This is a genomic window from Streptomyces sp. XH2 (assembly GCF_049725035.1).
Lineage (GTDB): Bacteria > Actinomycetota > Actinomycetes > Streptomycetales > Streptomycetaceae > Streptomyces > Streptomyces roseoverticillatus.
Genome location: NZ_JBMMMZ010000020.1, coordinates 1 through 26,871 on the forward strand (window position 1 = coordinate 1; position 26,871 = coordinate 26,871).

The following is a 26,871-nucleotide window of genomic DNA, read 5'->3' on the forward strand; positions in this document are numbered from 1 at the left end:
CCGCCAGCTGACGGTACGCGTTGACCATCACCACCGGGTCGTTGTGCTTCACCGAGATCTTGATGTCGCGGAAACCGTGCTCCTCGAACAGCGACGCCTCCCACAGCGCCGACTCCACCAGCGCCTCGGGCGTCGCCTTGCCGTACTTCTGCAGCAGGCGGCGGTCCAGCGAGCCCGCGTTCACACCGATCCGGATGGGGGTGCCCGCGTCGGAGGCCGCCTTCGCGATCTCCTTGACCTTGTCGTCGAACTGCTTGATGTTGCCCGGGTTCACCCGCACCGCGGCGCAGCCGGCGTCGATGGCGGCGAAGACGTACTTCGGCTGGAAGTGGATGTCCGCGATCACCGGGATCTGCGACTTCTTCGCGATCACCGGCAGCGCGTCCGCGTCGTCCTGCGTGGGGCAGGCCACGCGCACGATCTGGCAGCCCGAAGCCGTCAGCTCGGCGATCTGCTGCAGCGTGGCGCCGATGTCCGACGTCCTGGTCGTGGTCATCGACTGCACCGAGACGGGTGCGTCGCCTCCGACGGCCACGGAGCCGACCTGGATCTTGCGGCTGACCCTGCGGTCGGCGAGCTTGATCGGAACGGAGGGCATTCCAAGCGAAATCGCAGTCATGTGGCGAGCAACCCCAAGGTGTGAATCAAGGTCCCGAGATCGGCGGGCTCCGCTTCGAGATTACGGCACCCGGTCCGTTGGAAGCACATCCCATCGCGGAGGCCCCTCAAACGCGGACGACCGGCCACAAAATCCGGCCGGTCGCCACAAACGGGCGTTTGTCCTCACTTCGCGCTAGGTGAGCCGTACAGGGTTCACCACGTCCGCGATGAGGACGAGAAGAGTGAAGCAGATGAAGATTCCCGCCACCACATAGGCGACCGGCATCAGCTTCGCGACGTCGAACGGCCCCGGGTCGGGGCGCCGGAACACCTTGGCGAAGGCGCGCCGCACGGACTCCCACAGCGCCCCGGCGATGTGCCCGCCGTCCAGCGGCAGCAGGGGCAGCATGTTGAACAGGAACAGCGAGAGGTTGAAGCCCGCGACCAGGAACAGCATGGTCGCGATCTGCTGCGACGGCGGGATGTCGAGGTTGAACACCTCGCCGCCCACCCGTGCCGCCCCTACGACGCCCATCGGGGAGTCGGCCTTGCGCTCGCCGCCGTCGAACGCGGCGTTCCACAGGTCGGGGATCTTGCTGGGAAGCGCGATCAGCGACTCGACGCCGGACTGCACCATGTCGCCCATACGGTCGACGGACTGGCCGAAGGTCTGCGGCACCACGCCCGTGGCGGGCGCGAAGCCGAGGAACCCGGCCGTCACGTACTGCCCCTTGATGGGCGCGCCCTTGCTGTCGTACTTCTGGACCTGGTTGGAGATGAGGTTCGCGCTCAGGGTCTTGCGGACGCCGTCGCGCTCGACGGTGACGGTGGCCGGGCCGGTGGTCCTGCGGATCTCCTTCTGGAGCGTGGCCCAGTCGTCGGTGCGGTGCCCGTTGAAGGCCACGATCTTGTCGCGCGGCTTGAGGCCGGCGGCCTTGGCCGGGGAGTCCGGGTTGCCCTTGCCGCACTTGTCGGTGGGGGCGCTGGCGGCGACGACGCACTCGGAGACGGTCGAGACGGTCGTCGTCTGCGTGCTGATCCCGAAGGACATCATCACGCCGAGGAAGATCGCGACGGCCAGGACGAGGTTCATGAACGGGCCGGCGAACATCACGATGACGCGCTTCCACGGCTTGCGCGTGTAGAACAGCCGCGTCTCGTCGCCGGGCTGGAGCTCTTCGAAGGCGGCCGAACGGGCGTCCTCGATCATGCCGCGCCACGGCGAGGTGGAGCGGGCGGTGATCCGCCCGTCCGCACCGGGCGGGAACATGCCGATCATGCGGATGTAGCCGCCGAGCGGGACGGCCTTGATGCCGTACTCGGTCTCGCCCTTCTTCCGCGAGAAGATCGTCGGCCCGAAGCCGACCATGTACTGCGGCACGCGGATGCCGAACAGCTTCGCGGTCGACAGGTGGCCGAGCTCGTGCCAGGCGATCGAGAACAGCAGACCCACCACGAAGACGACTATCCCGAGGACCGTCATCAGTGTCGTCATGCGCGGGCCTCCGAGGTCGCCTTCGCGGTACGGGCCGCCGGGGCCGTCCGCGCTGCCAGTTCACGGGCCCGGGCGCGTGCCCAGGCCTCCGCTTCCAAGACGTCCGCGACGGTGAGACGGGTTCCCGTGGTGGGCGTGCCGTGTTCCGCCACCACCTCCGCGACCGTATCGACAATCCCGTTGAACGGCAGCCCGCCGGCGAGGAAGGCGTCGACGCACTCCTCGTTGGCGGCGTTGAAGACGGCGGGCGCCGTGCCGCCCAGCCCGCCGACGTGCCGGGCGAGCCCGACGGACGGGAAGGCCTCGTCGTCGAGGGGGAAGAACTCCCAGGTGGAGGCCGTGGACCAGTCGAAGGCGGGGGCAGCGTCCGGGATCCGCTCCGGCCAGCCGAGGCCGATGGCGATGGGGCCGCGCATGTCGGGCGGGGTCGCCTGGGCCAGCGTGGAGCCGTCGACGAACTCCACCATCGAGTGGACGTAGGACTGCGGGTGGACGACGACCTCGATGCGGTCGAAGGGGATGTCGTACAGCAGGTGCGCCTCGATGACCTCGAGGCCCTTGTTGACGAGAGTGGCGGAGTTGATCGTGATCACCGGCCCCATGGACCAGGTGGGGTGGGCGAGCGCGTCCCGGGGGGTCACGGAGGCCAGCTCGGCCTTCGTACGGCCCCTGAAGGGCCCGCCTGAGGCCGTGACGACCAGCTTGCGGACCTCGGCGCGCGTGCCGCCCAGCAGCGCCTGGAAGAGCGCGGCGTGCTCGGAGTCCACGGGGATGATCTGTCCGGGCTTGGCGAGGGCCTTGACGAGGGGTCCGCCGACGATGAGCGACTCCTTGTTGGCCAGGGCGAGCGTCCGGCCCGCCTCCAGGGCCGCCAGGGTCGGCGCCAGGCCGATCGAACCGGTGATGCCGTTCAGGACGGTGTGGCACTCGCTGCGGGCCAGCTCGGTGGCCGCGTCGGGGCCCGCGAGGATCTCGGGCTGCGGCTCCGCCCCGTACTGCGCCGCCAGCGCCTCGCGCAGCGCGGGCACGGTGTCGGTACGGGCGACGGCGACGGTGCGCACCTTCAGCTGCCGCGCCTGCTCGGCGAGGAGCCCCACGCGGCCGCCGGCGGCCGACAGGCCGGTCACCCGGAACCGGTCGGGGTTGCGGAGCACGAGGTCGATGGCCTGGGTGCCGATCGAGCCGGTCGAGCCGAGGATCACGATCTCGCGCGGTCCGCCCGCGGCGGTGGGGGCGGAGTAGCGCAGATGCGGGTCAGCGAGGGAGTCCGTCATGGGCTCCATTGTTGCCTCTTCCGCACGGAGGGCGGACAGGGAGGCCCTGTCCGCCCTCCGTGGGGTGACATCCGCATGGGGCGGGGCGCGCCCGCATGGGGCGGTGAAGCTGCCGCATGGGGCGGCGGAGCCCCGCATGAGGCGGTGATGACTGCCGCATGGGGCGGAGCTGCGCCGCATGAGGCTGTGGATCAGCCGCATGGGGCGAGGCGAGGCCGCATGAGGCGGTGGAGGAGCCGCATGAGGCGCGAGAGCGCCCGCATGGGGCGGCGGGGTCAGCGGATGGGGCGGTGGACGTTGTCCGTCTTGGCGGGGCCGGGGGTGGCGTCCGCGATCCAGGGGCCGTCGCCGCTGGGGTCGAGGATGCCGGCCTCGAGCCACTCGTACGCCCCGGACATCACGCCGGAGACGACCTTGCGGTCGAGTTCGTCGGTGTTGGTCCACAGCCGACCGAAGAGCTCCTCAATCCGGATCCGGGCCTGACGGCAGAAGGCGTCGGCGAGCTCGTACGCTTCCGCCCCGTGTTCGCCCTCGGCACGCAGCCGCTCCGCGCGGACGCATGCCGCGCTCATCGCGAAGAGCTCCGCGCCGATGTCGACGATGCGGCCCAGGAAGCCCTGCTTGGTCTCCATGCGGCCCTGCCAGCGCGACATGGCGTAGAAGGTGGAACGCGCTAGTTTGCGCGACGAGCGTTCGACGTAGCGCAGATGGGTGGCGAGGTCGCGGTGGCCCGCGGGGTGGAACTCGGCGTACGTGCGCGGGAGCTGCCCGGGGCCGGTGACCAGCTTGGGCAGCCAGCGGGCGTAGAAGCCCCCTGCGCGGGCGCCTGCGCGGGCCTTGTCGCCCAGTGACTTCTCGGGGTCGATGAGGTCGCCCGCGACGGAGAGGTGGGCGTCCACGGCCTCGCGGGCGATCAGCAGGTGCATGATCTCCGTGGAGCCCTCGAAGATGCGGTTGATGCGGGCGTCGCGCAGCATCTGCTCGGCGGGCACCGCGCGCTCGCCCCGTGCGGCGAGCGAGGCGGCGCTCTCGTAGCCCCGTCCGCCGCGGATCTGCACGAGCTCGTCGGTCATCAGCCAGGCCATTTCGCTCGCGTACAGCTTGGCGAGCGCGGCCTCGATGCGGATGTCGTTGCGGTCCTCGTCGGCCATCTGGCCCGACAGGTCGAGGACGGCCTCCAGGGCGAAGGTCGTCGCGGCGATGAAGGAGATCTTCGAGCCGACCGCCTCGTGCCGGGCGATGGGCTTGCCCCACTGCTCGCGTGCCGTGGACCACTCACGGGCGATCTTCAGCGCCCACTTGCCGCCGGCGACGCACATGGCGGGGATGGACAGCCGGCCGGTGTTGAGCGTCGTCAGGGCGATCTTGAGCCCGGAGCCCTCGGGGCCGATGCGGTTGGCGGCGGGGACGCGCACCCGGTGGAAGCGCGTGACACCGTTCTCGATGCCGCGCAGGCCCATGAAGGCGTTGCGCTGCTCGACGGTGACGCCTTCGGCCGTGGCCTCCACCACGAAGGCCGTGATGCCACCCTTGTGGCCCTCGCTCCTGGGCACCCGCGCCATGACGACCAGGAGGTCGGCGACGACGCCGTTGGTCGTCCAGAGCTTGACCCCGTCGAGGATGTAGTCGTCGCCGTCGGGGACCGCCGCGGTCGCGAGGCGGGCGGGGTCGGAGCCGACGTCGGGCTCGGTGAGCAGGAACGCCGAGATGTCGGTGCGGGCGCAGCGCGGCAGGAAGGTCTCCTTCTGCTGCTGGGTGCCGAAGAGCTTGAGCGGCTGCGGGACGCCGATGGACTGGTGGGCGGAGAGCAGCGCGCCGACGGCGGGGCTGACGGAGCCGACGACGGCGAGGGCCTTGTTGTAGTAGACCGAGGTGAGCCCCAGGCCCCCGTACTTGGTGTCGATCTTCATGCCGAGAGCACCGAGCTCCTTGAGCCCGTTCACCGTCTCGTCCGGGATCTTCGCCTCCCGCTCGATGCGGGCGGGGTCGATGCGGGTCTCGCAGAAGTCGCGGAGCTTGGCGAGGAACTCCTCGCCGCGCCGTACGTCCTCCAGGGCCGGGGTCGGGTGCGGGTGGATCAGATCGAGGCGGAACCGGCCGAGGAAGAGTTCCTTGGCGAAACTGGGCTTCTTCCAGTCCTGCTCCCGGGCCGCTTCGGCGACCTGGCGTGCTTCGCGCTCGGAGACCGGTCGTACGGATGGTGCGGTCATGAGGCACCTCGCCGCTTCAGTCGGGGCCGTCCCGGTCGGCTACCGACCGGTACTACTGGACCGTATGTACCCGATCCTCCCGTCATCTACCAGACCTCGCGCAACGATCCGGTCCGGGGCGGCCGGGGCATGGTGGCCTCGCCGCATGGGGCGGGGCATGGGGCCTCAGCATGAGGCGGGGCATGGGGCCGACGCCCGGTGTGCTGGGCCACAGGAGCATGACGGCCGTGTGATCAACGATGTAGGCGTGAGCCGGGCTTGGGCGTGAGGCCTGCGCCTGGTGCCTGGGCGTACGCTCGGGACAGGGCGTGAGCCGGGGGCCGGGGGCCTGGAGCGCTCAGTTTCCCGTACCGGGGACGACGAGGCCGTTCTCGTAGGCGACGACGACCGCCTGCGCACGGCTGCACAGGCCGAGCTTGGCCATGGCGCGGTTGAGGTGCGTCTTGACGGTGGCCTCGCTGATCACGAGTTCGGCGGCGATCTCCGCGTTGGACAGGCCTCGTGCGGTGTGCCGCAGCACCTCGAGCTCACGGCCGGTGAGCGCGTCGAGGGCGGTTCCGGGCGGGGCGGAGGTGCCCGCGTCCGTCCGCCGGGTGAAGGCCTCGACGAGGCGGCGGGTGACGCTGGGGGCGAAGAGCGTGTCGCCCCCAGCGACCGCCGTGACGGCGGCCAGGAGCCGTTGCGGGCCCGCGTCCTTGAGCAGGAAGCCGGCGGCACCGGCGCGCAGGGCCGCGTACACGTACTCGTCGAGGTCGAAGGTGGTCAGCACAAGGACACGGGGCGCCGGGGGCGGTGCGTCGCACAGGATCCGCTCCGTGGCGGTGATGCCGCTGAGGTCGGGCATCCGGATGTCCATGAGGATCACGTCGGGCCGGTGCTCGGCGGCGAGCGCCACGGCCTCCTCCCCGCCGGACGCCTCGGCGACGACCTCCATGCCGGGCGCGGCGCGCAGCAGTGCGGCGACACCGGCGCGGATGAGGACCTGGTCGTCCACGACGAGGACGCGTATGTCCCCCGTGCCGCCCGCCTCAGGCGCCCGTGCCCCGCCCGCCTTCCCCGTCATCCCCCGCTGTCCCTCTCCCGCGCACCGCCGGCTGCAAGGGAAGGGTGAGCCGGACCTCGAACCCGCCCTCGTCCCGCGGTCCTGCGGCCAGGGTTCCCCCGTAGATCCTGGCGCGCTCGCGCATGCCGATCAACCCGTGTCCGCCCGACGGTACGGGGATGGCCGGAACGTTTCCCCGCCCGTCGTCGGTGACCCGGACCGACAGCTGGTGCGGCTGGAAGGCGACGTGGACCGTGGCTCGCGCGGGGCGGGCGTGCTTGATGACGTTGGTGAGTGCCTCCTGGACGACGCGGTAGGCGCACAGGTCCGGTCCTTGGGCAAGCGGACGCCGCTCCCCCACGATCTGCAGCTCCACTTCCACGCCGGCCGCCCGTACGCGCGCGGCCATGTCCTGGAGCCGGTCCAGCCCGGGCGTGGGCTGGTAGGGGCCTTCCTCTCCGGCGCGCTCCCCCACGCCCTCCGGGCCGACGCGCAGCACGGCCAGGAGCCGGCGCAGTTCTTCCAGTGCCTCGCCGCTGGCAGCCGAGATGGTGCCGAGTGCCCCATGGGCGGTGCCGGGGTCGGCGGTGAAGACGTAATGGGCGAGCCCTGCCTGGACGGAGATCACCGACATGTGGTGTGCCACCACGTCGTGCAGTTCGCGGGCGATGCGGACGCGCTCCTCGGCGACCGCACGGCGGGCGTTCTCCTCGCGCTCGCGCCGCAGTTGCCCGGTCAGCTCGGACAGGGTGCGGTTGCGGGCGCCCAGCTTGCGGGCGTTGTCGCCGAACTTCCACATGATGAACGGCACGACAAGGGCCTGGGCGATGGCGGTCGTCGGGGCGTTGCTGCCGGCGAACAGCGCCCCCGCCACCCACACCGCGGCGAACGCGACTCCGCAGGCCGCGGCATGGGCCGTGCGGCGCATGGACGCGACCGTGTAGAGCGCCAGCATCAGAGCCGCGCTGTTGACGACCGGCCAGAACCCCGCGGCGATGTACCACAGCCACAGGGCTGCGGCACCGGCGAAGACCGCCACAGGGGCGCTGCGGCGGGCGGCGAGGAGAAGGTTGATGACGCAGATCAGCGTGTAGCCGAGGGCGTCGGGCCGGTCCCAGTACCACCCTTCCGGCGGGCGTTCGCCGGCGAGCAGCAGCGCTACGACGGTGAACCCCGCCGCCAGCGGCACGTCCAGCGCCGCCCTCGGCCGGCCCGCAACCTGCCCTCGTAGCGCCCGCCACGTCCGCATCGCCGCAGCGTAGCCATCCTGAGGGCAGCCCGGCATCGGTCAGGCGGAGGCTGTCCCGTCTACCGCACTGGTTGGAGACCGCCGAGCGGCTGCTGCGCGAGTTGAGGGTGGAATTCCACCCGTTACGGGACGACCGGCCCGCAGGCGGTCCGTACCGTCGGTGACGTCGGCCCGGCATCGGTCACGGGGGACGCGCCGACGGGACGGGGGAACCACGGGGGAACGCAGTGCGCTCCGTGCTCCGGCACGGAGCTGCGGGGCGCACTGTGCGGGTGCGGGACGACGGTGCCACGGCATGAGGCCGCGCCACGGAGGCGCCCCATGCCGCGCATGAGGCGGACCGGGACCGGTACGGGGCACCTGGAGCCCCGTGCGGACGCATGAGGCCGCGCATGGGGCCGCGCGCATGAGGCCACGAGGCTCGCCGCATGAGGCGGGTGACGCCGGCGGGCAAGCAGTGATCAGTCGCCGACGGTCAGCACGATCTTCCCGGAGGTGCGGCCCGTCTCCCCCAGCTCGTGCGCCTTGGCTGCCTCGGCGAGGGGCAGGACTGCGGCGATCTCCGTGCGGAGCCGTCCGGACTCGGCGAGCTCGCTGATGCCCCGCAGGCCCGCGAGGTCGGGCTCGACCATCATGCGCGCGGCGCGGATGCCGCGTTCGCGGGCCTCGGCCAGGACCGGCTCCTGCAGGGGGAGCAGCGAGACGAGGGTGCCGCCGGGGCGCAGGGTGCGCAGGGAGCGGGCCGGGTAGTCACCGCTGATGGACTCCACGACGACGTCGAGGTTCTCCAGCTCCTCGGCGAAGTCCTGCTCGCGGTAGTCGATGAGTTCGTCGGCGCCGAGGCCGCGCAGGAAGTCGTGCTTGGCGGCGCTGGCCGTGCCGATGACGTACGCGCCCCGGGCCTTGGCGATCTGCACGGCCAGGTGGCCGACGCCACCCGCGGCCGCGTGGATGAGGACACGCTGGCCCTCCGTGACCCGGGCAGTGTCGACGACGGCCTGCCACGCGGTGAGCGCGGCGAGGGGCAGGGCTGCGGCCTGGACGTGGTCGAGGCCCTGGGGCTTGGGGGCGAAGTGCCGGGAGGGCGCGGCGACGTACTCGGCGTACGCGCCCGCCGGGTGCGGGAAGCGCGGCATGCCGTAGACCTCGTCGCCCGGGGCGTACAGGGTCACGCCGTCGCCGACCGCCTCGACCACGCCCGAGACGTCGAAGCCGAGGCCGAAGGGCGGGACGTGGCCCGAGTAGTAGTAGCCACGTGTCCGGGTTTTCCAGTCGACCGGGTTGACCCCTGCGGCCCGTACCCGCACGAGGATCTCGGTGGGGCCCGGCACGGGGCGGTCGGTCTCGACGAGCTGCAGCACCTCGGGGCCGCCTGCGGTCTCCTGGCGGATGGCGTGCATGCGGGCGGGGGTGGCGGTCATGGTGGCGCTCCTTGCAGTCGTGCCGTTCGGTTCGATGTCCCCAAGATTCGCGGAGATCGAGGACGGCAACGAGTGGCCTGACTGCCATGGTTCGTAAGGATCAGGCCAGAACGGGATCGAGCCAGGACTTGGGAGCCGTAGCCGGGAACGCCGACGGCCGGGGCGCGCTCCATGCGCGTCCCGGCCGTCCGGTGGGGCTCTGCTGCCTGCAGGGGGCTCTGTCAGAGCGCCAGGCCCGTCAGCACGAGCACCCGCTCGTAGGTGTAGTCGTCCATCGCGTAGCGGACGCCCTCGCGCCCCACGCCGGACTGCTTGGCACCGCCGTAGGGCATCTGGTCGGCGCGGTACGACGGGACGTCGCCGATGATGACGCCGCCGGTCTCCAGCGCGCGGTGCGCCCGGAACGCGGTCTGCAGGTCGTGCGTGAAGACGCCGGCCTGCAGGCCGTACGGAGAGTCGTTGACCGCGGCAAAGGCGGCCTCCTCGCCCTCGGCCTTGGTGATCGTCAGGACCGGGCCGAAGACCTCTTCGCAGGCGATGGTCACGTCCGCCGGCACGTCCGCGAGGACGGTCGGGGCGTACGTGGCACCGTCGCGCTTGCCGCCGACGAGGAGAGTGGCGCCGTTCTCCACAGCCTCGTTCACCCAGGCCTCCACCCGCTTGGCGGCGTCCTCGCTGACCAGCGGGCCGACGTCCGTCGCGGCGTCCGACGGGTCACCGGTGACCTGGGCCTCGACGGCGGCGACGACCTTGGGCACGAGGCGCTCGTACAGCGAGGCGTCCGCGATGACCCGCTGCACCGAGATGCAGGACTGGCCGCCCTGGTAGTTGGAGAACGTCGCGATGCGCTGCGCGGCCCAGTCGAGGTCCTCCTCGGAGGACCAGTCGGCGAGGACGACCGCCGCGCCGTTGCCGCCGAGTTCGAGGGTGACGTGCTTGCGCGGGGCCGAGTCGAGGATCGACCAGCCCACCGGGCCGGAGCCGGTGAAGGAGATGACCGGCAGCCGCTCGTCCTGGACGAGGGCGGGCATGCGGTCGTTCGGGACCGGCAGCACGCTCCAGGAGCCGGCCGGCAGGTCCGTCTCGGCCAGGATCTCGCCCAGCACGAGGGAGGAGATCGGGGTCGCCGGGGCGGGCTTGAGGATGATCGGCGCACCGACGGCGATCGCCGGGGCGACCTTGTGGGCGCTCAGGTTCAGCGGGAAGTTGAACGGCGCGATGCCCAGCACGGTGCCGCGCGGGAAGCGGCGCGTGAGCGCCAGGCGGCCGGTGCCGCCCGCGTCGGTGTCCAGGCGCTGCGCATCGCCGGCGTTGAAGCGGCGGGCCTCCTCGGCGGCCCAGCGGAAGACCGAGACGGCGCGGCCGACCTCGCCGCGCGCCCACTTGATGGGCTTGCCGTTCTCGGCGGAGATGAGCTGGGCTATCTCCTCGGCGCGCTCGGTGAGCCGCTTCGCGACGTGGTCGAGGGCGGCGGTCCGCACGTGGGCGGGCGTCGCCGCGAACTCCTCTCGTACGGCGTGCGCGGCGGCAACGGCCTCCTCGACCTGCGCCTCGGTGGGCACGCTCACGGTGCCGACGAGACGGCCGTCCCAGGAGTTCGTGACGTCGAAGGTCTCCTCGCCGGTGGCCTCGCGGCCGGCCAGCCAGAACGCGTGGGGAGCAGTCACAATCCCGGCCCTTCCCAAGTGGTGTGGATATTGCTCCCCCACCGTAGGTGCGGGGTGGCCGGGCGCCGATTGTCCGTGGTGGAGCAGTACTGCGGGAGGGGGCACCGCAATGGCGGGGTGGCAGGCATGCCGGAGTCCCTCTCGCTCCTGCCCCGGGGCCGCCTTGGCCGGGCTGCCGGCTTTCATCTGCCGGCTTCCCGCCCAGGAGGCCGGCGCCTGGGCCTGAGGCGGCCCCGCCCGCCGCCTGAGGCCCCTCGCCGCCCTCCGGGCCTGGCCGTCGCCGGTGCCCGGCCTCAGGCCACCGTCACTCCTAACCCGAGGCCGCCGTCACTCCTGGCCTGAGGCCGTCGTCGCCTTCAAGGCCAGCCACAGCTCCATGCGGACGTCCGGGTCATCGAGTGACCGGCCCAGGATCTCCTCCACCCTGCGCATGCGGTAGCGGAGGGTGTGACGGTGGACGCCGAGGTCCGCCGCTGCCGCGTCCCACTGGCCGTGACGGGAAAGCCAGGCCCGCAAGGAGGCGACGAGGTCGCCGCGGCCCGTGGCGTCGTGTTCGTGCAGGGCCCGCAGCATGCCGTCCGCAAAGGCGCGTACGGCGTCGTCCGCGAGGAGCGGCAGAACGGAACCGGCGGCGACCTCCTCGTGCTCGACGAGGACCCTGCCGCGGCGGCGCGCGACGGACAGGGCCTGCTCCGCCTGGCGGAAGGCCGCCGCCGAGGCGATGGGTCCCGCGGGGGCGGAGAGGCCCATGACGAGGTCGCAGGCGGGGGCCGCGGTGCTGCGGTCCCGCGGGCGGGTCTTCGTCCCGCGCCGTGTCTCTATGGCGCGGGCGTGTTCCCCGCATGCGGCGGCCACCGCTCCGCCGTCGGGCGCAAGGACGACGAGCCGCCCCCCGTCCGGGACGACCAGCAGCGGCTCCGCCACCCGGCCCGCCGCGGTCTCCAGGGTGTCCGCGAGGACCGCGAGGGGGTCCACAGGGGCTTCGGGCTCCTCCTCGGGAGCCGCAGCGTCGATGTCGGCGGGCGCCTCCACCGCCTCGGCGACGATCATCCGGAACGGCGCGTCCAGAAGGCTGCCGTACAGATCGCCGGCCACGGCCCGCGCGTGATCGGGTTCGCCGGCCAGCAGCATGCGCAGCAGCGCCGCGCCCAGCCGCTGCTCCGCCTCCTGCAGGGCCCGGGAGCGCTCGGTGGTGAGGGTGAGCAGGGCGATGGCGGAATGCACGGCGTAGCGTTCGGCGGTGCCCAGGGGCGCGCCCGTCCCGACGGCGAGGACTCCGCGTGCGCGCCGCCCGGAGCCGAGGGACTGCAGTTCGACCCGGTCTGCTCCCTCCTCGGAAGGATCCGTTCCCAGGACGGCGGTCGCGGGCGCGGGGCGCTCACGCAGCCGCTCGACGTCCGCTCCGAGGCGCGCGGCACGGCGCACGGCCCACTCGGGCGCCGCCGCGACAAGCCCGCCTGAGGCGTCGTACAGCGCCGCCCAGCCGTCGAGGTGTGCGGCCAGCCTGGCGACGAGGGCGGCCGGGCCGTCCGGCCCGAGGGCGGCCCGGGTGAGCTCGCGCTGGGCCTCGAAACCGGCGGTCACCGCCCGGTACTGATCGGCCGCGATGGCTGCGGACACGGCCTTGGTGATGGCGATGAACGGCGTGCGCCGGGGCACCTCCAGCAGTGGCAGGCCTTCCTCGGCAGCAGCGTCGACCAGGGCTCCGGGCACTGTCTCGTAGTTGACACCGACCGCGAAGCCCAGGCCCACGACGCCGGCGCGCACGAGGCGGCGGACGTACTGCCGCATGGCCTCCGGATCCTCCGCGTCGATCTTCAACGCGGTGATCAGGAGCAGCTCGCCGCCGTCCATCCACGGCACCGGGTCGGCCAGCTCGCTGACGTGCGCCCAGCGGACCGGCCTGTCCAGCCGGTCCTCCCCCGCGAGCACGGTGAGTTTCAGCGCGGAGTGGTGGACGAGTGAAGCAAGCGTGGGGGGCATGGCACCTTCGGAGGGGGCGTCGCGACAACAGTGCCGCCGCGTATGAACTGCTGCAACCGATTCTGCCTCAGTGGAGCAATCACGGGGAACAGGACCGCTTCACCGCTGCAGATCGATCAGCACCGGAGGCGCGCTGCTCCCCCGTACGGAGGTCACCGACAGCACGGCGTGCCCCGCGGGCACACCGTGCGCCAGCTCGGAGGCGGACCAGCGTTCCCGCTCCACCTTGCGCACCGTCACCGACTGGGCTGTGACCGCCCGCCCCGTGACCAGCCTGCGCACCACATGGGTAACGCGGGTCAGCGGCTCGTGGGCGATGACCTGACGGTCGGTGACGTCACGGGTCTCCACCCATTCCTTGCCCCACACCTCCGCGAAGCGCGCCCCGTCCCACGTGGTGATCCCGGAGAAGGCCATGCGGCAGCCGACAGCGCCCAGCAGCGCACTGCGCAGGGACTCGGGCACGTCGTCGAGCGTGCGGAGGGTGAGCAGTGCCCCGGCGTTCGCGGAACGGAGCCGCGCGAGGCCCCGTACCGCCTCGGGAGTGACGGCGTGGGTGGCGTCGTCGAGCACGAGGCAGGCGAAGAGGGAACGGTCTCCCCGGGCGACCGCGCACTCCGTGAACTGGGCGAGGACGAGCCGGGCCAGCATCCGCGACGCCTCGGCGTGCCCGCGTTCGGGCAGGTCGATCCGGACGCGCAGGGGGTGTTCCAGGGCGCGCAGGGAGAAGGTGCGGGAGGGGTCGGTGGTGTCGAAGAAGCGGGCGAAGGCGGGGCGGTCGAGGAGCGCGAGGCGGTCGGCGAGCATGGGGCCGGCGTCGCCGGGCCGGTGCGCCTGCCGCTCCCGCGCGTCGATCTCCCGGACGAGGGCCTCGTGCCCCGCGTCCACGAGGGCGGCGCGCAGGGCGCCTACCGCGGCGGGTGAGCCGTCCAGGAGCTCCCGCAGTTCGGGGACGGACGGGAAACGGCCGTGGGCGGCGCGGTAAGGGCCGAGGATCTGGGCCAGCACCGTTGCGGCCCGGCGCCCGCCCTCGCCCGGCAGTGTGGCGGTGAGGTCGCCCACGAGCCCTTCGGCGAGGACGGCGGCGGCCTCGTCGGGGTCGTCGGTGCCGCCGTACAGGTCGAGGTCGTACGCGGAGTCCTGCCGGCCGATCCGCACCACGACGTCGAACGCCTCGTCGGGCGCCAGTCCCGCCCCCGCCGCGCCGACCGCGACGACGGCCGCCCGGCCGGCCAGGGCTTGCAGGCACTGCGACTCCAGCACGGGGCGGACCAGACGGTCGGTCTTGCCGCTGCCGGGCGGGCCGACGGCGAGCAGGGACGTGCCGAGCAGGCCGGGGTCGAGGGCGTATCCCGCGCCTCGGTGCACATACGGATTGCGCTCGTCCTCCACGGCAGCACCGATGCGCACCTGCCGGGTGACAAGGTCGTGGCGGGCGGCACGGACAGGCAGGTCGCGCGCACCGGAGGGATGCGCGCAGGCGGCCGCCCCGTGCCGCAGAACGGTTTCGGTGAAGGCGGCGAGCCGCCCGGGCTGCACGCGTACGGACTGCCACGCGCGCTCGATGCGGGAGTGGTCGACGTCGTTCATCAGCCCGGCGCGGGCCTCCGCGGCGAGCCGGTCGGCGGCCTCATGCGCACCCGCGGCGCGGAGCTGCGGCCAGTCGGCGGGGTCCTGGCGGGGGCCGCCTCCCACGGCGGCAGGGATGACACCGCCGTCGTCCCACAGCCGCGAGAGCAGCGGGGCGGCGTACCGCCGCCAGACCTGCGGCCAGCGCCCCAGGCGGCCGAAGACGTAGAGGAGGGCGCCGAGGCAGATGGCGTAGTAGATGTAGACGGTCCACACCGCCGCCATGCCCCGGTGCCAGGAGTCGGGGGTCAGGACGGTCAGGGGCCAGAGCCAGTACATGCCGAGGTAGCCGTTCCAGAGCAGCGATCCCAGCAGCCAGCCGCACAGGAGGGCGATGACCGCCCCGCTGAGGAGCTGCCGCCCGGGGATGCGGTCCGGCTCCTCGGGCGGCTTGGGGTGGTAGCCGTACGCCCAGATGCCGGGCCCGGCGGAGACGCGCGACGCGCGGAGCCAGGTGAGGAACGGGGACCGGTCGCGCGAAGCCGCCCCAGGCTCCCTCCCGGGCCGCTGGGGCACGGCACGAGGCCGGGGCGGGGCCTCGACGGGCATGGGGGGAGGCGCCCCCTGCGGCACGGAGGGTGCGGCATGAGGCATGGGTGGCGGCACCGGCAGGCCCGAGTGCTGCGGCGGCAGGGGCGGGGCCCCGGCCGCCTGGGCAGGCGCCTCCGCCGCCCCAGGCGTGCCGCCTCGTGCACCCGGTGCGTCGTACGTGCCCTCGTGCTCCATCGCTGCCCCTCGCCCCCCGCCGGCCGGCTTCATGCTTGTTGTGTGAGTGCGCGCCGCAGCTCAATCTAGTGGCCCACCGTGGCGAGTTCAGCGCCCCGGGCCGTGCCATCCTCGTGATCACCCGGGAGCGTGCAGGCGGGCCTGATGCGCCCCGCCATGTCCGGTACGGACAACGCGACGCGCCCACTTCTCCCGAACGGAGCATGCCCGACCCCCGCCGCCGCCCCTAGCCTGCGACTAAAAGTCCGTCCGAAGCCCGTTCTCTCCCCCTGGAGCACCTCATGACCGAACTGACCGGAGGCCCGGCCCTCCCCCAGGAGCGCCGCATCGTCACCGCGATCCCCGGCCCGAAGTCGCAGGAGCTGCTCGCCCGGAAGAACGCGGCCGTCGCGGGCGGCGTCGGCCTGACGCTGCCGGTGTTCACCAAGCGCGCCGGCGGTGGCGTGCTCGAGGACGTGGACGGCAACTCCCTGATCGACTTCGGCTCCGGCATCGCCGTGACCTCGGTCGGCAGCTCCGCCGAGGCCGTGGTGCGCCGTGCGACCGCGCAGCTCGCCGACTTCACCCACACCTGTTTCATGGTGACCCCCTACGAGGGCTACGTGGAGGTCTGCGAGCAGCTCGCCGAGCTGACGCCGGGTGACCACGCCAAGAAGTCCGCGCTGTTCAACTCGGGCGCCGAGGCCGTCGAGAACGCGGTGAAGATCGCCCGCGCGTACACCAAGCGCCAGGCCGTCGTCGTCTTCGACCACGGCTACCACGGCCGTACGAACCTGACGATGGCGCTCACCGCCAAGAACATGCCGTACAAGCACGGCTTCGGCCCGTTCGCCCCCGAGGTCTACCGCGTGCCGGTGGCGTACGGCTACCGCTGGCCCACCGGCCCGGAGAACTGCGCCGAGGAGGCCGCGGCCCAGGCCATCGACGCCATGACCAAGCAGGTCGGCGCCGACAACATCGCCGCGATCATCATCGAGCCGGTGCTGGGCGAGGGCGGCTTCATCGAGCCCGCCAAGGGCTTCCTGCCGCGCATCGCGCAGTTCGCGAAGGACAACGGCATCGTCTTCGTCGCGGATGAGATCCAGTCCGGCTTCTGCCGCACGGGGCAGTGGTTCGCGTGCGAGGACGAGGGCATCGTCCCCGACCTGATCACCACCGCCAAGGGCATCGCGGGCGGTCTGCCGCTCGCCGCCGTGACCGGCCGCGCGGAGATCATGGACGCGGCGCACGCGGGCGGCCTGGGCGGCACGTACGGCGGCAACCCGGTGGCCTGCGCGGCGGCGCTCGGCTCGATCGAGACCATGCGCGAGATGGACCTCAACGCGAAGGCCAAGCGCATCGAGGAGGTCATGAAGGGCCGCCTCTCCGCCATGCAGGAGAAGTTCGACATCATCGGCGACATCCGCGGACGCGGCGCGATGATCGCGATCGAGCTGGTGAAGTCGGGCAGCAAGGACGCCAACCCGGAGGCCGCCGGCGCCCTCGCCAAGGCCTGCCACGCGGAGGGCCTGATCGTCCTCACGTGCGGCACCTACGGCAACGTGCTGCGCTTCCTGCCGCCGCTGGTCATCGGCGAGGACCTGCTCAACGAGGGCCTGGACATCATCGAGGCCGCCTTCGCCCGCCTGTAGCCACGGCGGGCGGACGAGGGTGAAGAACCTGTGCGGAGCGGGTGGTGGAGGGGTGATCCGGCTGTCCGGACCGCCCGGCCTGCCGTACGGTTTCTGCAGATGAGAGAAACACCTCGTCCGCAGGGGACTGCGGGCGGAGCCGAGCCGGTACGTCCCCAGTGCCGACCCGGCCGTGCCTTCGCGCACACCACTGGAGCCCTGTGCTCCGGACATCCTCACCGATCGGATGGCCGCCCGCCCCATACCCCCCGGGGCGCGCGGCACCCCGGTCCTCACGGCGGCCTCGGAACCTCCCCCCCTGTTCCGGGGCCGCCGGCATGGCGCCACCGCCTCATGCGCGGCATTTTTCCGGCGCTGTGCGTACTGCTCTTCGTTCTGATCACCTGGCAGGTTGCGGCCCGTGGCCCCTTGCGGGCGCTCGACGAGGACCTCGGTCGTACGGTCGCGGCTTCGTCCGCCCCTGGCGGCGCCGCGCAGTTCCTCGCCGATCTCGGCAACACGTCGGTCGCGGTGCCCGTACTGATCGTCGCCATGGCCGCTTCCGTGCTGCTGCCGCGCCGCCGGCACCGGCCCAGGCCGTGGCTGCCGTCTGTGTGGGCGGCTCTCGCGATGGCGGCCGTCCCGGCCGTGATCGTGCCCGTAAAGGCCTGGATAGGCCGCACGGGGCCACCGGCCATGACGGCGTCCGGCGTGCACGACGGCTTCTTTCCTTCAGGCCATACGGCCACCGCCGCAGTCGCGTACGGGGCTGCCCTCCTGCTGCTCATGTCGCCCCTCGCCTCCGTGTCACGGGCGCGGCCCCATGCCGGCGTCTCTCCGCAGCCGCCTCATGCGGCTTGCGCCCGTATCGCGCCTCATGCCGGCTCTCCTCTCGGCAGCGCCCCGCCTCATGCGCGCCCCTCGCGGCTGAAGCCTCGCGACCGCCACGCGCGCACGCGCGCGTTGGCAGTGGTGGCCTACGTCCTCCTGAACGCGGGTGTTGCGGCCGGCCTGGTGCGGTGCGGCTACCACTGGCCGCTCGACGTGGTGGGCGCCTGGTGCCTGTCCGGCGTACTGCTGTGGGGCCTGGCACAGGCCCTCATGCGTCCCGGTCACGGGCGAGGGTCACGGCCGCCTCATGCATCGACAGCTCCAGCAGTACGGGGTCGGTGAGCGTGCCGGTACCGTCGGGCGGGACCACCCACCGGACGCCTGAGGCGGCACGCGCCGGGTGAGGCACGACGATCCAGCTGCCGGTGCCGGCGGCGCGCACGCCCGTGGCGATCCATCCTGCAGCGGTGCCCGGGGGCACGAAGAAGCCCATGCGGCAGTCGCCGAAGTCCGCCAGGACAGGGCCCAGCCGGTCCGTACAGCGGGACAGGATCTCCAGCGTGGGGCGGCCCAGTTCGCTGGAGAGAATGAGGACGTCCCAGATCCTGCCGGCGGGCAGCAGCGTCACCCCGAGGGGGTTGCGCTCCCACTCCCACCGGCAGGTCCCCGGATCGGGTGCCGCCGTCGCCAGCCACTCCACCGCGCTCGGCCTCCCCGCGTCGTCACTCATGGCAGTGCCTCCGTTCCGTGTTCGCTCGTTCTGCGTTCACGGATGGAGAGGCCCCGGAGTGCGGATCATTACGCGGGATTCCGGAACGGGTGGAGGTGAAGGGTTCACTGTCCGCAGGACGGCGTGACCCAACGCGCCTGGAGGCCGCGCATGGGGCGCCGGGCGGCATGCGCATGAGGCCGACGCACGAGACGCGCATGAGGCCGACGCACGGGACGCATCATCAGCACTACCCGCCGCAGCGCTGCCGCATGAGGCCGGGCGCGGCCCCACCGCATGAGGCCGACGCGCCCGCCTGCGTACGGCCCCGCTCCATGCCCCGCCCGGCCGCTCTCAGCCCCGGCCTCCTCCCTCAGCTGTCGAAACCCAGGCCGACCTTGTCCATCGCCTTGAGCCAGAGGTTGCGTCGCCCGCCGTTCTCGTCGGCCTTCGTCATCGACCACTGGGTGATGCCGATGCCCATGGAGCGCACCGGTTCGGGCGGGAACGGCAGCGGCTTGCTGCGCACCATGGCCAGCTCGGTGCGCTCCGTGCGTTCCCCCGAGAGCAGGTCGAGCATCACGTCGGCGCCGAAGCGGGTGGCGCCGACGCCCAGCCCCGTGTAGCCGAGGGCGTAGGCGACCTTGCCCCCGTGCGCCGTGCCGAAGAAGGCCGAGAAGCGCGAGCAGGTGTCGATGGCGCCGCCCCAGCTGTGGGTGAAGCGCACGTCCTCGAGCTGCGGGAAGCAGCGGAAGAAGTGCTCGGCGAGCTTCTGGTACGTGGCCGGGTGGTGGTCGTACTCCGACCGGACGCCGCCGCCGTAGTGGTACACGATGTCGTAGCCGCCCCACAGGATGCGGTGGTCGGGCGTGATGCGGAAGTAGTGGAAGTGGTTGGCTGCGTCCCCGAGCCCCTGCCGGCCCTTCCATCCGACGGCCGCGAGCTGTTCGGCGTTCAGCGGCTCCGTCATCAGGGCGTAGTCGTAGACGGGCGCGATGTAGGGGCGGACGCGCTTGACCAGTGAGGGGAAGGCGTTGGTGCCCAGGGCTGCGTGGCGGGCGTAGACGCGCCCGTACGGGGTGCGGACGGCGAGGCCGGCGGCACGGGAGGACAGTTCGGTCCCGGGCGTGTGCTCGTAGATGCGCACTCCGAGCTCCGTGCAGGCGCGCTTGAGGCCCCATGCGAGCCGGGCGGGGTGGAGCATCGCGACCCCGTCGCGGTCCCAGAGCCCGGCCAGGAAGGTCGGGGAGTGGACTTCGGCGCGCAGGGAGTCCTTGTCGAGGTACTCGTAGCCTGTGAGGCCGAGGGCATCGAGCTCCTCGGCGGCCTCCTGGAGCTCGTGCACCTGGTGCGGGGCGGTGGCGATGTCGATCTCACCCGTGCGTTCGAAGTCGCAGTCGATGCCGTACCGGGTGAGAGTGGCCTCGATGCCGTCGAGGTTGCCGAGGCCGAGTTCGTGGAGGGCGGCGAGCTCGTCAGGCCACCGTGAGGCGCCATTGGCCCAGCCGTGGGTGAGGGAGGCGGAGCAGAAGCCGCCGTTGCGGCCTGAGGCCGCCCAGCCGGTCTCCTGGGCCTCGATGAGGACGACGTCCCGGCCGGGGTCGCGCTCCTTGGCGAGGAGCGCGGTCCACAGTCCGGAGTATCCGCCGCCGACGACGAGCAGGTCGCAGTGCTCGTCGCCGACGAGCGCGGGGAGCGCCTCCGGCCGGGAGGGGTCGTCGAGCCAGTAGGGCCGGGGAGCGGCGTCAGAGAGTGCTTGGACAGGGTTCATGGCACGAGCGGCCATGTTCTCAGCTCCTTTTTCGGCGCCCGCCGATCAGCTGACCAGCAAGGACGCACAGCACGGCGACGGCGAACATCGCCGTTCCGATGACATTGATTTGAACGGGTGTGCCCCGTTGTGCGGATCCCCAGACGAACATGGGGAAGGTCACAGTCGAGCCGGCGTTGAAGTTGGTGATGATGAAGTCGTCGAAGGACAGGGCGAAGGAGAGCAGGGCGCCCGCCACGATGCCCGGGGCGGCGATCGGGAGGGTGACCCGCAGGAAGGTCTGCAGCGGGGTGGCGTAGAGGTCCTGGGCGGCTTGTTCGAGCCGGGGGTCCATGGACATCACCCGGGCCTTGACGGCCGTCACCACGAAGCTCAGGCAGAAGGTGATGTGGGCGATCAGGATGGTCCAGAAGCCGAAGGTGACGCCCATGTTGAGGAAGAGGGTGGCCAGCGAGGCGGCCATGACGACCTCGGGCATGGCCATCGGCAGGAAGATCAGGGTGCTGACGGAGGACCGGGCGCGGAAGCGGTAGCGGGCGAGCGCAAAGGCGAGCGCCGTACCCAGGACGGTGGCCCCCACGGTCGCCCAGACGGCGATCTGCAGGCTGAGCGAGAGGGAGCCACACAGGTCGGCGACGCCGCACGGGTCGGTCCAGGCGTCGGTGGAGAAGCGCTGCCACTCGTAGTTGAAGCGGCCGTTGGGCTTGTTGAACGAGAAGACGGTGACGACGACGTTGGGCAGCACGAGATAGGCCAGTGTGGCCAGCCCCGCGAGCACGACGAGGTTGTGGCGGAGCCACCGCACGGGGCGGCTGGAAAGGACGGCCTGGCGGGCGGGCGTAGCTGTCATCAGACCAGGTCCTCCGTCCCGGACTTGCGGATGTAGACGGTGACCATGGCGAGGATGGCGGCCATGAGGATGAAGGACAGGGCGGCGGCGGTCGGGTAGTCCAGGACGCGCAGGAACTGGGACTGGATGACGTTGCCGATCATCTTCTGGTCGGTGGAGCCGAGCAGCTCGGCGTTGATGTAGTCGCCCGTGGCGGGGATGAAGGTGAGCAGCGTGCCGGCGACGACTCCGGGCATGGAGAGCGGGAAGGTCACCTTGCGGAAGGTGGTCAGCGGCCGCGCGTAGAGGTCGCCGGCCGCCTCGTGCAGCCGTGCGTCGATGCGCTCCAGCGAGGTGTACAGCGGCAGGATCATGAAGGGCAGGAAGTTGTAGGTCAGGCCGCAGACGACGGCAAGGGGCGTGGCGAGGACGCGGTGCCCCTCGGTGACGCCGAGGGCGTTGGTGACGTCGAGAACGTGCAGGCTCGCGAGCGCGGAGACGACGGGGCCGCCGTCGGAGAGGATCGTCTTCCAGGCGAGGGTGCGGATCAGGAAGCTGGTGAAGAACGGCGCGATGACGAGGATCATCAGGACGTTGCGCCAGCGGCCGGCTTTGAAGGCGATGAGGTAGGCCAGCGGGTAGCCGAGGGCGAGGCAGAGCGCGGTGGCGGTCGCGGCGTAGGCCACGGAGCGCAGGAACTGGGGGTAGTACTCGGTCAGCGCGTCCCAGTACGTGGCGAAGTGCCAGGTGACCTGGAAGCCCTCTTCGAGGGAGCCGGTCTGTACGGAGGTGGACGCCTGGTAGACGAGCGGGGCGGCGAAGAAGACGAGCAGCCAGAGGATGCCGGGGAGCAGGAGCCAGTACGGGGTGGGCTTCCCGCCTCGTGCGGTCGTGCGGGAGGCCGCACGGGGCGCGGGGGGCTTGTCGGTGACGAGTGCCATCAGGTGCCCTCCCCCGCGTCCGTGCCGGCCTCGATGCTCTGCGCTGCGTCCAGTCCGAAACTGTGTCCGGGGTTCCAGTGCAGGACGACGTCGGCGCCCGGCATGAGGCGGCTGTCGCGCTCGATGTTCTGCTCGTAGACGGAGAGCCCCGTGGCCACCGGGCTGTCGACGAGGTACTGGGTGGAGACGCCGATGAAGCTGGAGGCGGTGATGCGGCCGTGGACGCGGTTGCGCCCCTCGGGGATGGTGCCGGCGTCGTCGGCGTGCGTGAGGGTGATCTTCTCCGGCCGTATCCCGATGAGGAGCTTCCCGCCCGCACGGGGGGCGGTGGTACATCGCGCACGAGGCAGGGCGAGTTTGGTATCCGCGGCGCGCAGGACGAGGGTCTCGCCGGAGGTGTCGAGGGCCTCGGCGGTGATGAGGTTCGAGGTGCCGAGGAAGTTGGCGACGAAGGTGGTGCGGGGGGTCTCGTAGAGGTCGGCGGGGGCGCCGAGCTGTTCGACCCGGCCGGCGTTCATGACCGCGACCGTGTCGGCCATCGTCATGGCCTCTTCCTGGTCGTGGGTGACGTGGATGAAGGTGATGCCGACCTCGGTCTGGATGCGCTTGAGCTCGAGCTGCATCTGGCGGCGCAGCTTGAGGTCGAGGGCGCCGAGAGGCTCGTCGAGGAGGAGCACCTGGGGGTGGTTGATCAGGGCGCGGGCGACGGCGACGCGCTGCTGCTGGCCGCCGGAGAGCTGGTGGGGCTTGCGGCGGGCGAAGTCGCCGAGCTGGACGAGGTCGAGCATGTCGCCGACCTGCTTCTTGACGGACTTGATGCCGCGGCGGCGCAGGCCGAAGGCGACGTTCTCGTAGATGTCGAGGTGCGGGAAGAGCGCGTAGCTCTGGAAGACGGTGTTGACGGGGCGCTTGTGCGGAGGGAGGGCGGTGACGTCCTTGCCGGCGAGTTCCACAGCGCCGGTGGTGGGCTGCTCCAGGCCGGCGATCATGCGCAGAGTGGTGGTCTTGCCGCAGCCCGAGGCGCCGAGGAGGGCGAAGAAGGAGCCGGCGGGGACGGACAGGTCGAGCGGGTGGACGGCGGTGAAGGCGCCGTAGCTCTTGCTGATGGCGGTGAGGCGGACGTCCGTGCCGCTGCTGCTGTCGGTCGGGGCGGTTGCTGTCATGGTTCTTCGGTCCAGGGGTCTCGAGGGCGTGAGCGCGTACGGCACGTACAGCCGCGTACGTTCTCATATGTCCGGGGCGGGCGCCGCGCCGGTGGTCCGTTTCGGCGGATCAGGCGCCGGCGAGCCCGGAGAATGCGGCCTCGAACGCCTCGCCCTCGGCGGTGGTCAGGGTGTGGAAGGCATGGGCCTTCGCCGTCATCGCCGCACTGGGGACGATCAGGCTGTTGCCGGCCGGTGCCTTGCCGGTCTTCGCGAGCCCGTCCCGCAGCCCGGCTACGGGGACGGCGCAGCTGATGGCGGCGGCGAGTCGTACGGCGGCCTTCGGCTGGTAGCAGTAGCGGTCGATGAGGCGCTCGGCGTTCCTCTTGGTGGCGGGTGTTGCGGGGGTCCAGAAGATTGTCGCTGGAAAACGTGCAGCCCGCGTCCGGCATCGCGTACTGGATGCCGGTGCGGTCGGCCTGGAGCCGGATGGGATCCCTCGCTCAGGCAATGCAGGCGGCGATGTCGCCGTAGTTGAGGTCGCTTGTGCAGTCGTGACCGGTGAAGCGGCGGATCCTGCCATGACCAAGGGCCCGCCTGAGGCGAGCGCGCCCGCTCCGCCCGTGCGCAGCAGGGCCCGGTGATTCACCACGGTCCGTGGCTGGTAGCGCTCCATACGAGGTGCCCTTTCCGTAGCTGCGACGGACTTTGAGCGAGGATCCTGACAGAGTAAACGGCACTGAACAAGGGATTCCACTGTTTCCTTTTGGTTACGCAACAGTTCCGCGGCGCGCATTGATCACGCGATCAGGCCCCTGTCCATATGGCGGCTCCGCGTACATCAGCACACGGGGAAGCGAGCGGGCAGCACCAATACCGCTCGCAACACAGAACGGGGAATTCGTTGGGTTACCGAAAAACGCTGACGACTGCCGCGGCGCTCGGCGCCGCCCTGCTCACGGGGGCCACGGCCGAACCGGCCCTTGCCGAACCATCACCGAGACCTCCGCTCCAGGCATATACCGACAAGCTGCTCTTCGCCTCTTCCATGGAGAGGTTCCAGTCCGTACGCAATGACGCCGGCCGCACCGAGCAGCTCGACTGGTCGTCGGACGGCTGCTCCTGGGCCCCGGACCGGCCCATGGGCTTCGGCTTCCTGCCGTCGTGCCAGCGCCACGACTTCGGCTACCGGAACTACAAGAGGCAGGGCCGTTTCGACCACGACACGCGTCTCGCCATCGACAAAAATTTCAGGGCGGACTTGCACGCCTATTGCCGCACCGTGGAGAAGAAGAAGGTCGGCAGCTGCGAGTACTGGGCCGGGGTCTATTACGGGAAGGTCCGCGAGCACGGCGGTCCCTGAGGGCGGCCTGCATTCGTCCGGCCGGAATCCGGGGTACGCCGTCCGGGCACGGGCACGCCGACCGCAATCCGGCCGATCGAGGCTCGGCCGGGCGGAATTTCGTCGGCCGGTGCAAGGAACGGGACATCAGCCCAGCGAGAACACGGTTCGGTGCCATGACTTCCGGGCAACAGCCGTGTTGTCGGACATGACGTGCTTGATCTGGGTGTATTCCTCGAATGAATAGGCGGACATGTCCTTTCCGCAGCCCGACGCCCGGCACCCGCCGTGGGGCATCTCGCTGACGATCGGGATGTGGTCGTTGACCCATACACAGCCCGCCCTGATCTCCCGGGTGGCCCGCCCCGTGCGGTAGACGTCACGGCTCCATGCGGACGCCGCCAGCCCGTACGGCGTGTCGTTGGCGAGCGCGATGCCCTCGTCGTCGCTGTCGAAGGGCAGCACGACGAGCACGGGGCCGAACACCTCGTCCTGCACGATCTCGCTGTCCTGGGGAGCGCCCGTGATGAGCGTGGGGAGGTAGTACGCGCCCTTCGCCAGTTCCCCCGCCGGCGCCGCACCGCCGGTGACGACGGCGGCATACGTACGCGCCCGTTCGACGAATCCCGCGACGCGGTCTCGCTGAGCGTACGAAACCAGCGGACCGAGGTCCGTGGCGGGGTCGAAGGGATCGCCGAGGCGGACGGACGCCATCAGGTCGGCCACCCCGGAGACGAACGCCTCGTACAGGGGGCGCTGGACGTAGGCGCGGGTGGCCGCGGTGCAGTCCTGCCCGCTGTTGATGAGGGCTCCGGCGACCGCCCCGTGCACCGCGGCTTCGAGGTTTGCGTCGTCGAAGACGACGAACGGTGCCTTGCCACCGAGTTCGAGGTGGAGCCGCTTGACCGTCCCGGTCGCGATCTCGGCGACCCGTCGGCCGACCGCCGTGGAGCCGGTGAACGACGTCATGGCGACGGCTGGATGGCCCACGAGGCGCTCCCCGGCATCCGCGCCGGCTCCGCTGACGACGTTCACGACACCGTCGGGGATGCCGGCTTCGGTGGCCGCCTGGGCGAACATCAACGACGTCAGGGGCGTCAGCTCGGCGGGCTTGAGCACAATGGTGTTGCCTGCGGCGACGGCAGGGAGGACCTTCCAGGCAGCCATCTGGAGGGGATAGTTCCACGGGGCGACGGAGCCCACGACGCCGATGGGCTCGCGGCGCACGTAGGAGGTGTGGTCACTGCTGTACTCGCCAGCGGAACGGCCCTCCAAGTGGCGCGCCGCGCCCGCGAAGAAGGCGGCGTTGTCCACCGTGCCCGGCACGTCGAACTCGGTGGTGAGGCGGATCGGCTTGCCGCACTGCGCGGACTCCGCACGGGCGAACTCCGCCGCCCGGCCGGCGAGCGCGGCCGCGAAGCGGTGCAGTGCGTCGGAGCGCTCCCCGGGTGTCGCCCCGCCCCATGCGGGAAAGGCGGCTTCGGCGGCCGCGACGGCGGCGTCCACGTCCTGCGGGCCGGCCAGCTCGTACCGAAGCACCTCTTCGCCTGTGGCAGGGTCCACGACGGCGTGCGTACGGCCCGAGGTGCCCGGGCGCAGCCGCCCCCCGATGTACTGCGCACCGCCGGCGAACCGCCCCGCCGCGTCGAACCGCTGCTCCGTCGCACCCATCGCACACTCCTCCGCCGGCTGCATCCCTGAGTGCTGCGCAGCACAGGGGCATTGGGGCCGATCCTGACAGAGGAGAGGGCAACCAACAAGGGATTCCGTCGCAGTTACGAGTTCCCGCGACGGAATCGGTGCAAGGTCTGGGATCCGGCTACAGCCCGGCGCCGAGGCCGAGCAGGCTCGCGAAGAAGGCGAACCACAGCACGGGGAGCACCAGGGCCACGATGCCGAGGACGATGCCGGTGGTCGCGGCGCTCCGGTTGGTCGCCTCGCCCTTCGTGACCTTGGAGCGGCCGACGGCGCCGAAGATGATGCCGAGGATGCCCAGGATCAGCCCGAAGAACCAGAGGAAGACCAGGAGGCTGCACACCGCGCCGATGATGCCGCAGACGAGGCCGGCGGTTCCCATGCCGTTGCTGGGCTGCATGGGGCCCGCGTAGCCGCCTGCGGGGTAGCCCTGTACGGGCGGTGCGGAGGGGTAGCCGCTCTGCGCCGGGTAGGCGCTCGGTGCCTGTGCGGGATAGCCGCTCTGACCGGGGTATCCGCTCTGCGCAGGCTGCGCCGCCTGGTTCGGGTAACCGTAGCCGGGCTGCTGGGGCGGCACCGGGGGCTGCTGGGGTCGCTGCTGGGGCGCCCCATAGGGATTCTGGTTGTAGTCAGACATGAAAAATGTCCCCTCCGTTGAACTGCGTCCGGCAATGCTATGGGGAACGGTCGGGCACGGTCAGCCGA

General features: G+C 71.5%; 21 protein-coding genes. 3 read left to right on the forward strand and 18 right to left on the reverse strand.

The annotated features are described in order from the left end of the window. The 10 genes from ACOTKD_RS33785 to ACOTKD_RS33830 all read right to left on the reverse strand — a co-directional run. A partial coding sequence (locus ACOTKD_RS33785; RefSeq protein ID WP_424892824.1) for a flavodoxin-dependent (E)-4-hydroxy-3-methylbut-2-enyl-diphosphate synthase occupies positions 1–619 on the reverse strand: 619 nt, incomplete at its 3' end. Between the two features lie 174 nt (positions 620–793). Beyond that, positions 794–2,095 (reverse strand): M50 family metallopeptidase, encoded by a 1,302-nt coding sequence (locus ACOTKD_RS33790; protein WP_424892825.1) that lies wholly within the window; start codon positions 2,093–2,095, stop codon positions 794–796. Next, a complete protein-coding gene (dxr, locus tag ACOTKD_RS33795; protein WP_424892826.1) occupies positions 2,092–3,369 on the reverse strand; it encodes a 1-deoxy-D-xylulose-5-phosphate reductoisomerase in 1,278 nt (425 codons plus the stop codon). The genes ACOTKD_RS33790 and dxr overlap by 4 nt, the downstream gene beginning before the upstream one ends. Positions 3,370–3,644: 275 nt before the next feature. After that, positions 3,645–5,579: an acyl-CoA dehydrogenase family protein gene (locus ACOTKD_RS33800; protein WP_424892827.1), complete on the reverse strand. Its 1,935-nt coding sequence runs from the start codon at positions 5,577–5,579 to the stop codon at positions 3,645–3,647. A 337-nt stretch (positions 5,580–5,916) separates the two neighbouring features. Further along, complete coding sequence (locus ACOTKD_RS33805) at positions 5,917–6,642, reverse strand: response regulator (protein WP_424892828.1); 726 nt, start codon at positions 6,640–6,642, stop codon at positions 5,917–5,919. Next, positions 6,608–7,870, reverse strand: a complete 1,263-nt coding sequence (locus ACOTKD_RS33810; protein WP_424892829.1) for a sensor histidine kinase — start codon at positions 7,868–7,870, stop codon at positions 6,608–6,610. Before ACOTKD_RS33810 ends, ACOTKD_RS33805 begins: the two co-directional genes overlap by 35 nt. Positions 7,871–8,331: 461 nt before the next feature. Next, positions 8,332–9,291: an NADP-dependent oxidoreductase gene (locus tag ACOTKD_RS33815; protein ID WP_424892830.1), complete on the reverse strand. Its 960-nt coding sequence runs from the start codon at positions 9,289–9,291 to the stop codon at positions 8,332–8,334. Positions 9,292–9,512: 221 nt separating this feature from the next. After that, complete coding sequence (locus ACOTKD_RS33820; protein WP_424892831.1) at positions 9,513–10,958, reverse strand: aldehyde dehydrogenase family protein; 1,446 nt, start codon at positions 10,956–10,958, stop codon at positions 9,513–9,515. Between the two features lie 327 nt (positions 10,959–11,285). After that, positions 11,286–12,941, reverse strand: coding sequence for a PucR family transcriptional regulator (locus tag ACOTKD_RS33825; RefSeq protein ID WP_424892832.1), 1,656 nt, complete (start codon positions 12,939–12,941; stop codon positions 11,286–11,288). Positions 12,942–13,040: 99 nt separating this feature from the next. Beyond that, positions 13,041–15,119: an ATP-binding protein gene (locus tag ACOTKD_RS33830; RefSeq protein ID WP_424892833.1), complete on the reverse strand. Its 2,079-nt coding sequence runs from the start codon at positions 15,117–15,119 to the stop codon at positions 13,041–13,043. Positions 15,120–15,577: 458 nt separating this feature from the next. Here ACOTKD_RS33830 and gabT point away from each other — a divergent pair, with 458 nt between their 5' ends. Continuing rightward, positions 15,578–16,927, forward strand: coding sequence for a 4-aminobutyrate--2-oxoglutarate transaminase (gabT, locus tag ACOTKD_RS33835; protein ID WP_424892834.1), 1,350 nt, complete (start codon positions 15,578–15,580; stop codon positions 16,925–16,927). 609 nt (positions 16,928–17,536) lie between these two features. Beyond that, positions 17,537–18,079 (forward strand): phosphatase PAP2 family protein, encoded by a 543-nt coding sequence (locus ACOTKD_RS33840; RefSeq protein WP_424892911.1) that lies wholly within the window; start codon positions 17,537–17,539, stop codon positions 18,077–18,079. Here ACOTKD_RS33840 and ACOTKD_RS33845 read toward each other — a convergent pair. The 6 genes from ACOTKD_RS33845 to ACOTKD_RS33870 form a co-directional block, all read right to left on the reverse strand. Further along, positions 18,006–18,467, reverse strand: coding sequence for a hypothetical protein (locus ACOTKD_RS33845; protein WP_424892835.1), 462 nt, complete (start codon positions 18,465–18,467; stop codon positions 18,006–18,008). The two genes, ACOTKD_RS33840 and ACOTKD_RS33845, sit on opposite strands and share 74 nt — an antisense overlap. A gap of 352 nt (positions 18,468–18,819) precedes the next feature. Beyond that, positions 18,820–20,232 carry an NAD(P)/FAD-dependent oxidoreductase gene (locus ACOTKD_RS33850; RefSeq protein WP_424892836.1) on the reverse strand — a complete coding sequence of 471 codons (1,413 nt, stop codon included), beginning with the start codon at positions 20,230–20,232 and terminating at the stop codon, positions 18,820–18,822. A gap of 4 nt (positions 20,233–20,236) precedes the next feature. Then, a complete protein-coding gene (locus ACOTKD_RS33855; RefSeq protein ID WP_424892837.1) occupies positions 20,237–21,067 on the reverse strand; it encodes an ABC transporter permease in 831 nt (276 codons plus the stop codon). Next, positions 21,067–21,987, reverse strand: a complete 921-nt coding sequence (locus ACOTKD_RS33860) for an ABC transporter permease (RefSeq protein ID WP_424892838.1) — start codon at positions 21,985–21,987, stop codon at positions 21,067–21,069. The genes ACOTKD_RS33855 and ACOTKD_RS33860 overlap by 1 nt, the downstream gene beginning before the upstream one ends. Beyond that, positions 21,987–23,150 carry an ABC transporter ATP-binding protein gene (locus ACOTKD_RS33865; protein ID WP_424892839.1) on the reverse strand — a complete coding sequence of 388 codons (1,164 nt, stop codon included), beginning with the start codon at positions 23,148–23,150 and terminating at the stop codon, positions 21,987–21,989. Before ACOTKD_RS33865 ends, ACOTKD_RS33860 begins: the two co-directional genes overlap by 1 nt. Before the next feature lie 109 nt (positions 23,151–23,259). Next, positions 23,260–23,640: a hypothetical protein gene (locus ACOTKD_RS33870; RefSeq protein ID WP_424892840.1), complete on the reverse strand. Its 381-nt coding sequence runs from the start codon at positions 23,638–23,640 to the stop codon at positions 23,260–23,262. A gap of 393 nt (positions 23,641–24,033) precedes the next feature. Between ACOTKD_RS33870 and ACOTKD_RS33875 the strand changes: the two genes are divergently transcribed. Next, the gene (locus tag ACOTKD_RS33875) at positions 24,034–24,492 is read left to right on the forward strand and encodes a phospholipase (RefSeq protein WP_424892841.1); all 459 of its coding nucleotides are present in this window, start codon (positions 24,034–24,036) and stop codon (positions 24,490–24,492) included. 126 nt (positions 24,493–24,618) lie between these two features. On the opposite strand, the gene ACOTKD_RS33880 is transcribed toward ACOTKD_RS33875, so the two are convergent. Next, positions 24,619–26,142, reverse strand: a complete 1,524-nt coding sequence (locus tag ACOTKD_RS33880) for a gamma-aminobutyraldehyde dehydrogenase (protein WP_424892842.1) — start codon at positions 26,140–26,142, stop codon at positions 24,619–24,621. Between the two features lie 148 nt (positions 26,143–26,290). Next, positions 26,291–26,803, reverse strand: a complete 513-nt coding sequence (locus ACOTKD_RS33885) for a DUF4190 domain-containing protein (protein ID WP_424892843.1) — start codon at positions 26,801–26,803, stop codon at positions 26,291–26,293. Between the last annotated feature and the right edge of the window lie 68 nt (positions 26,804–26,871).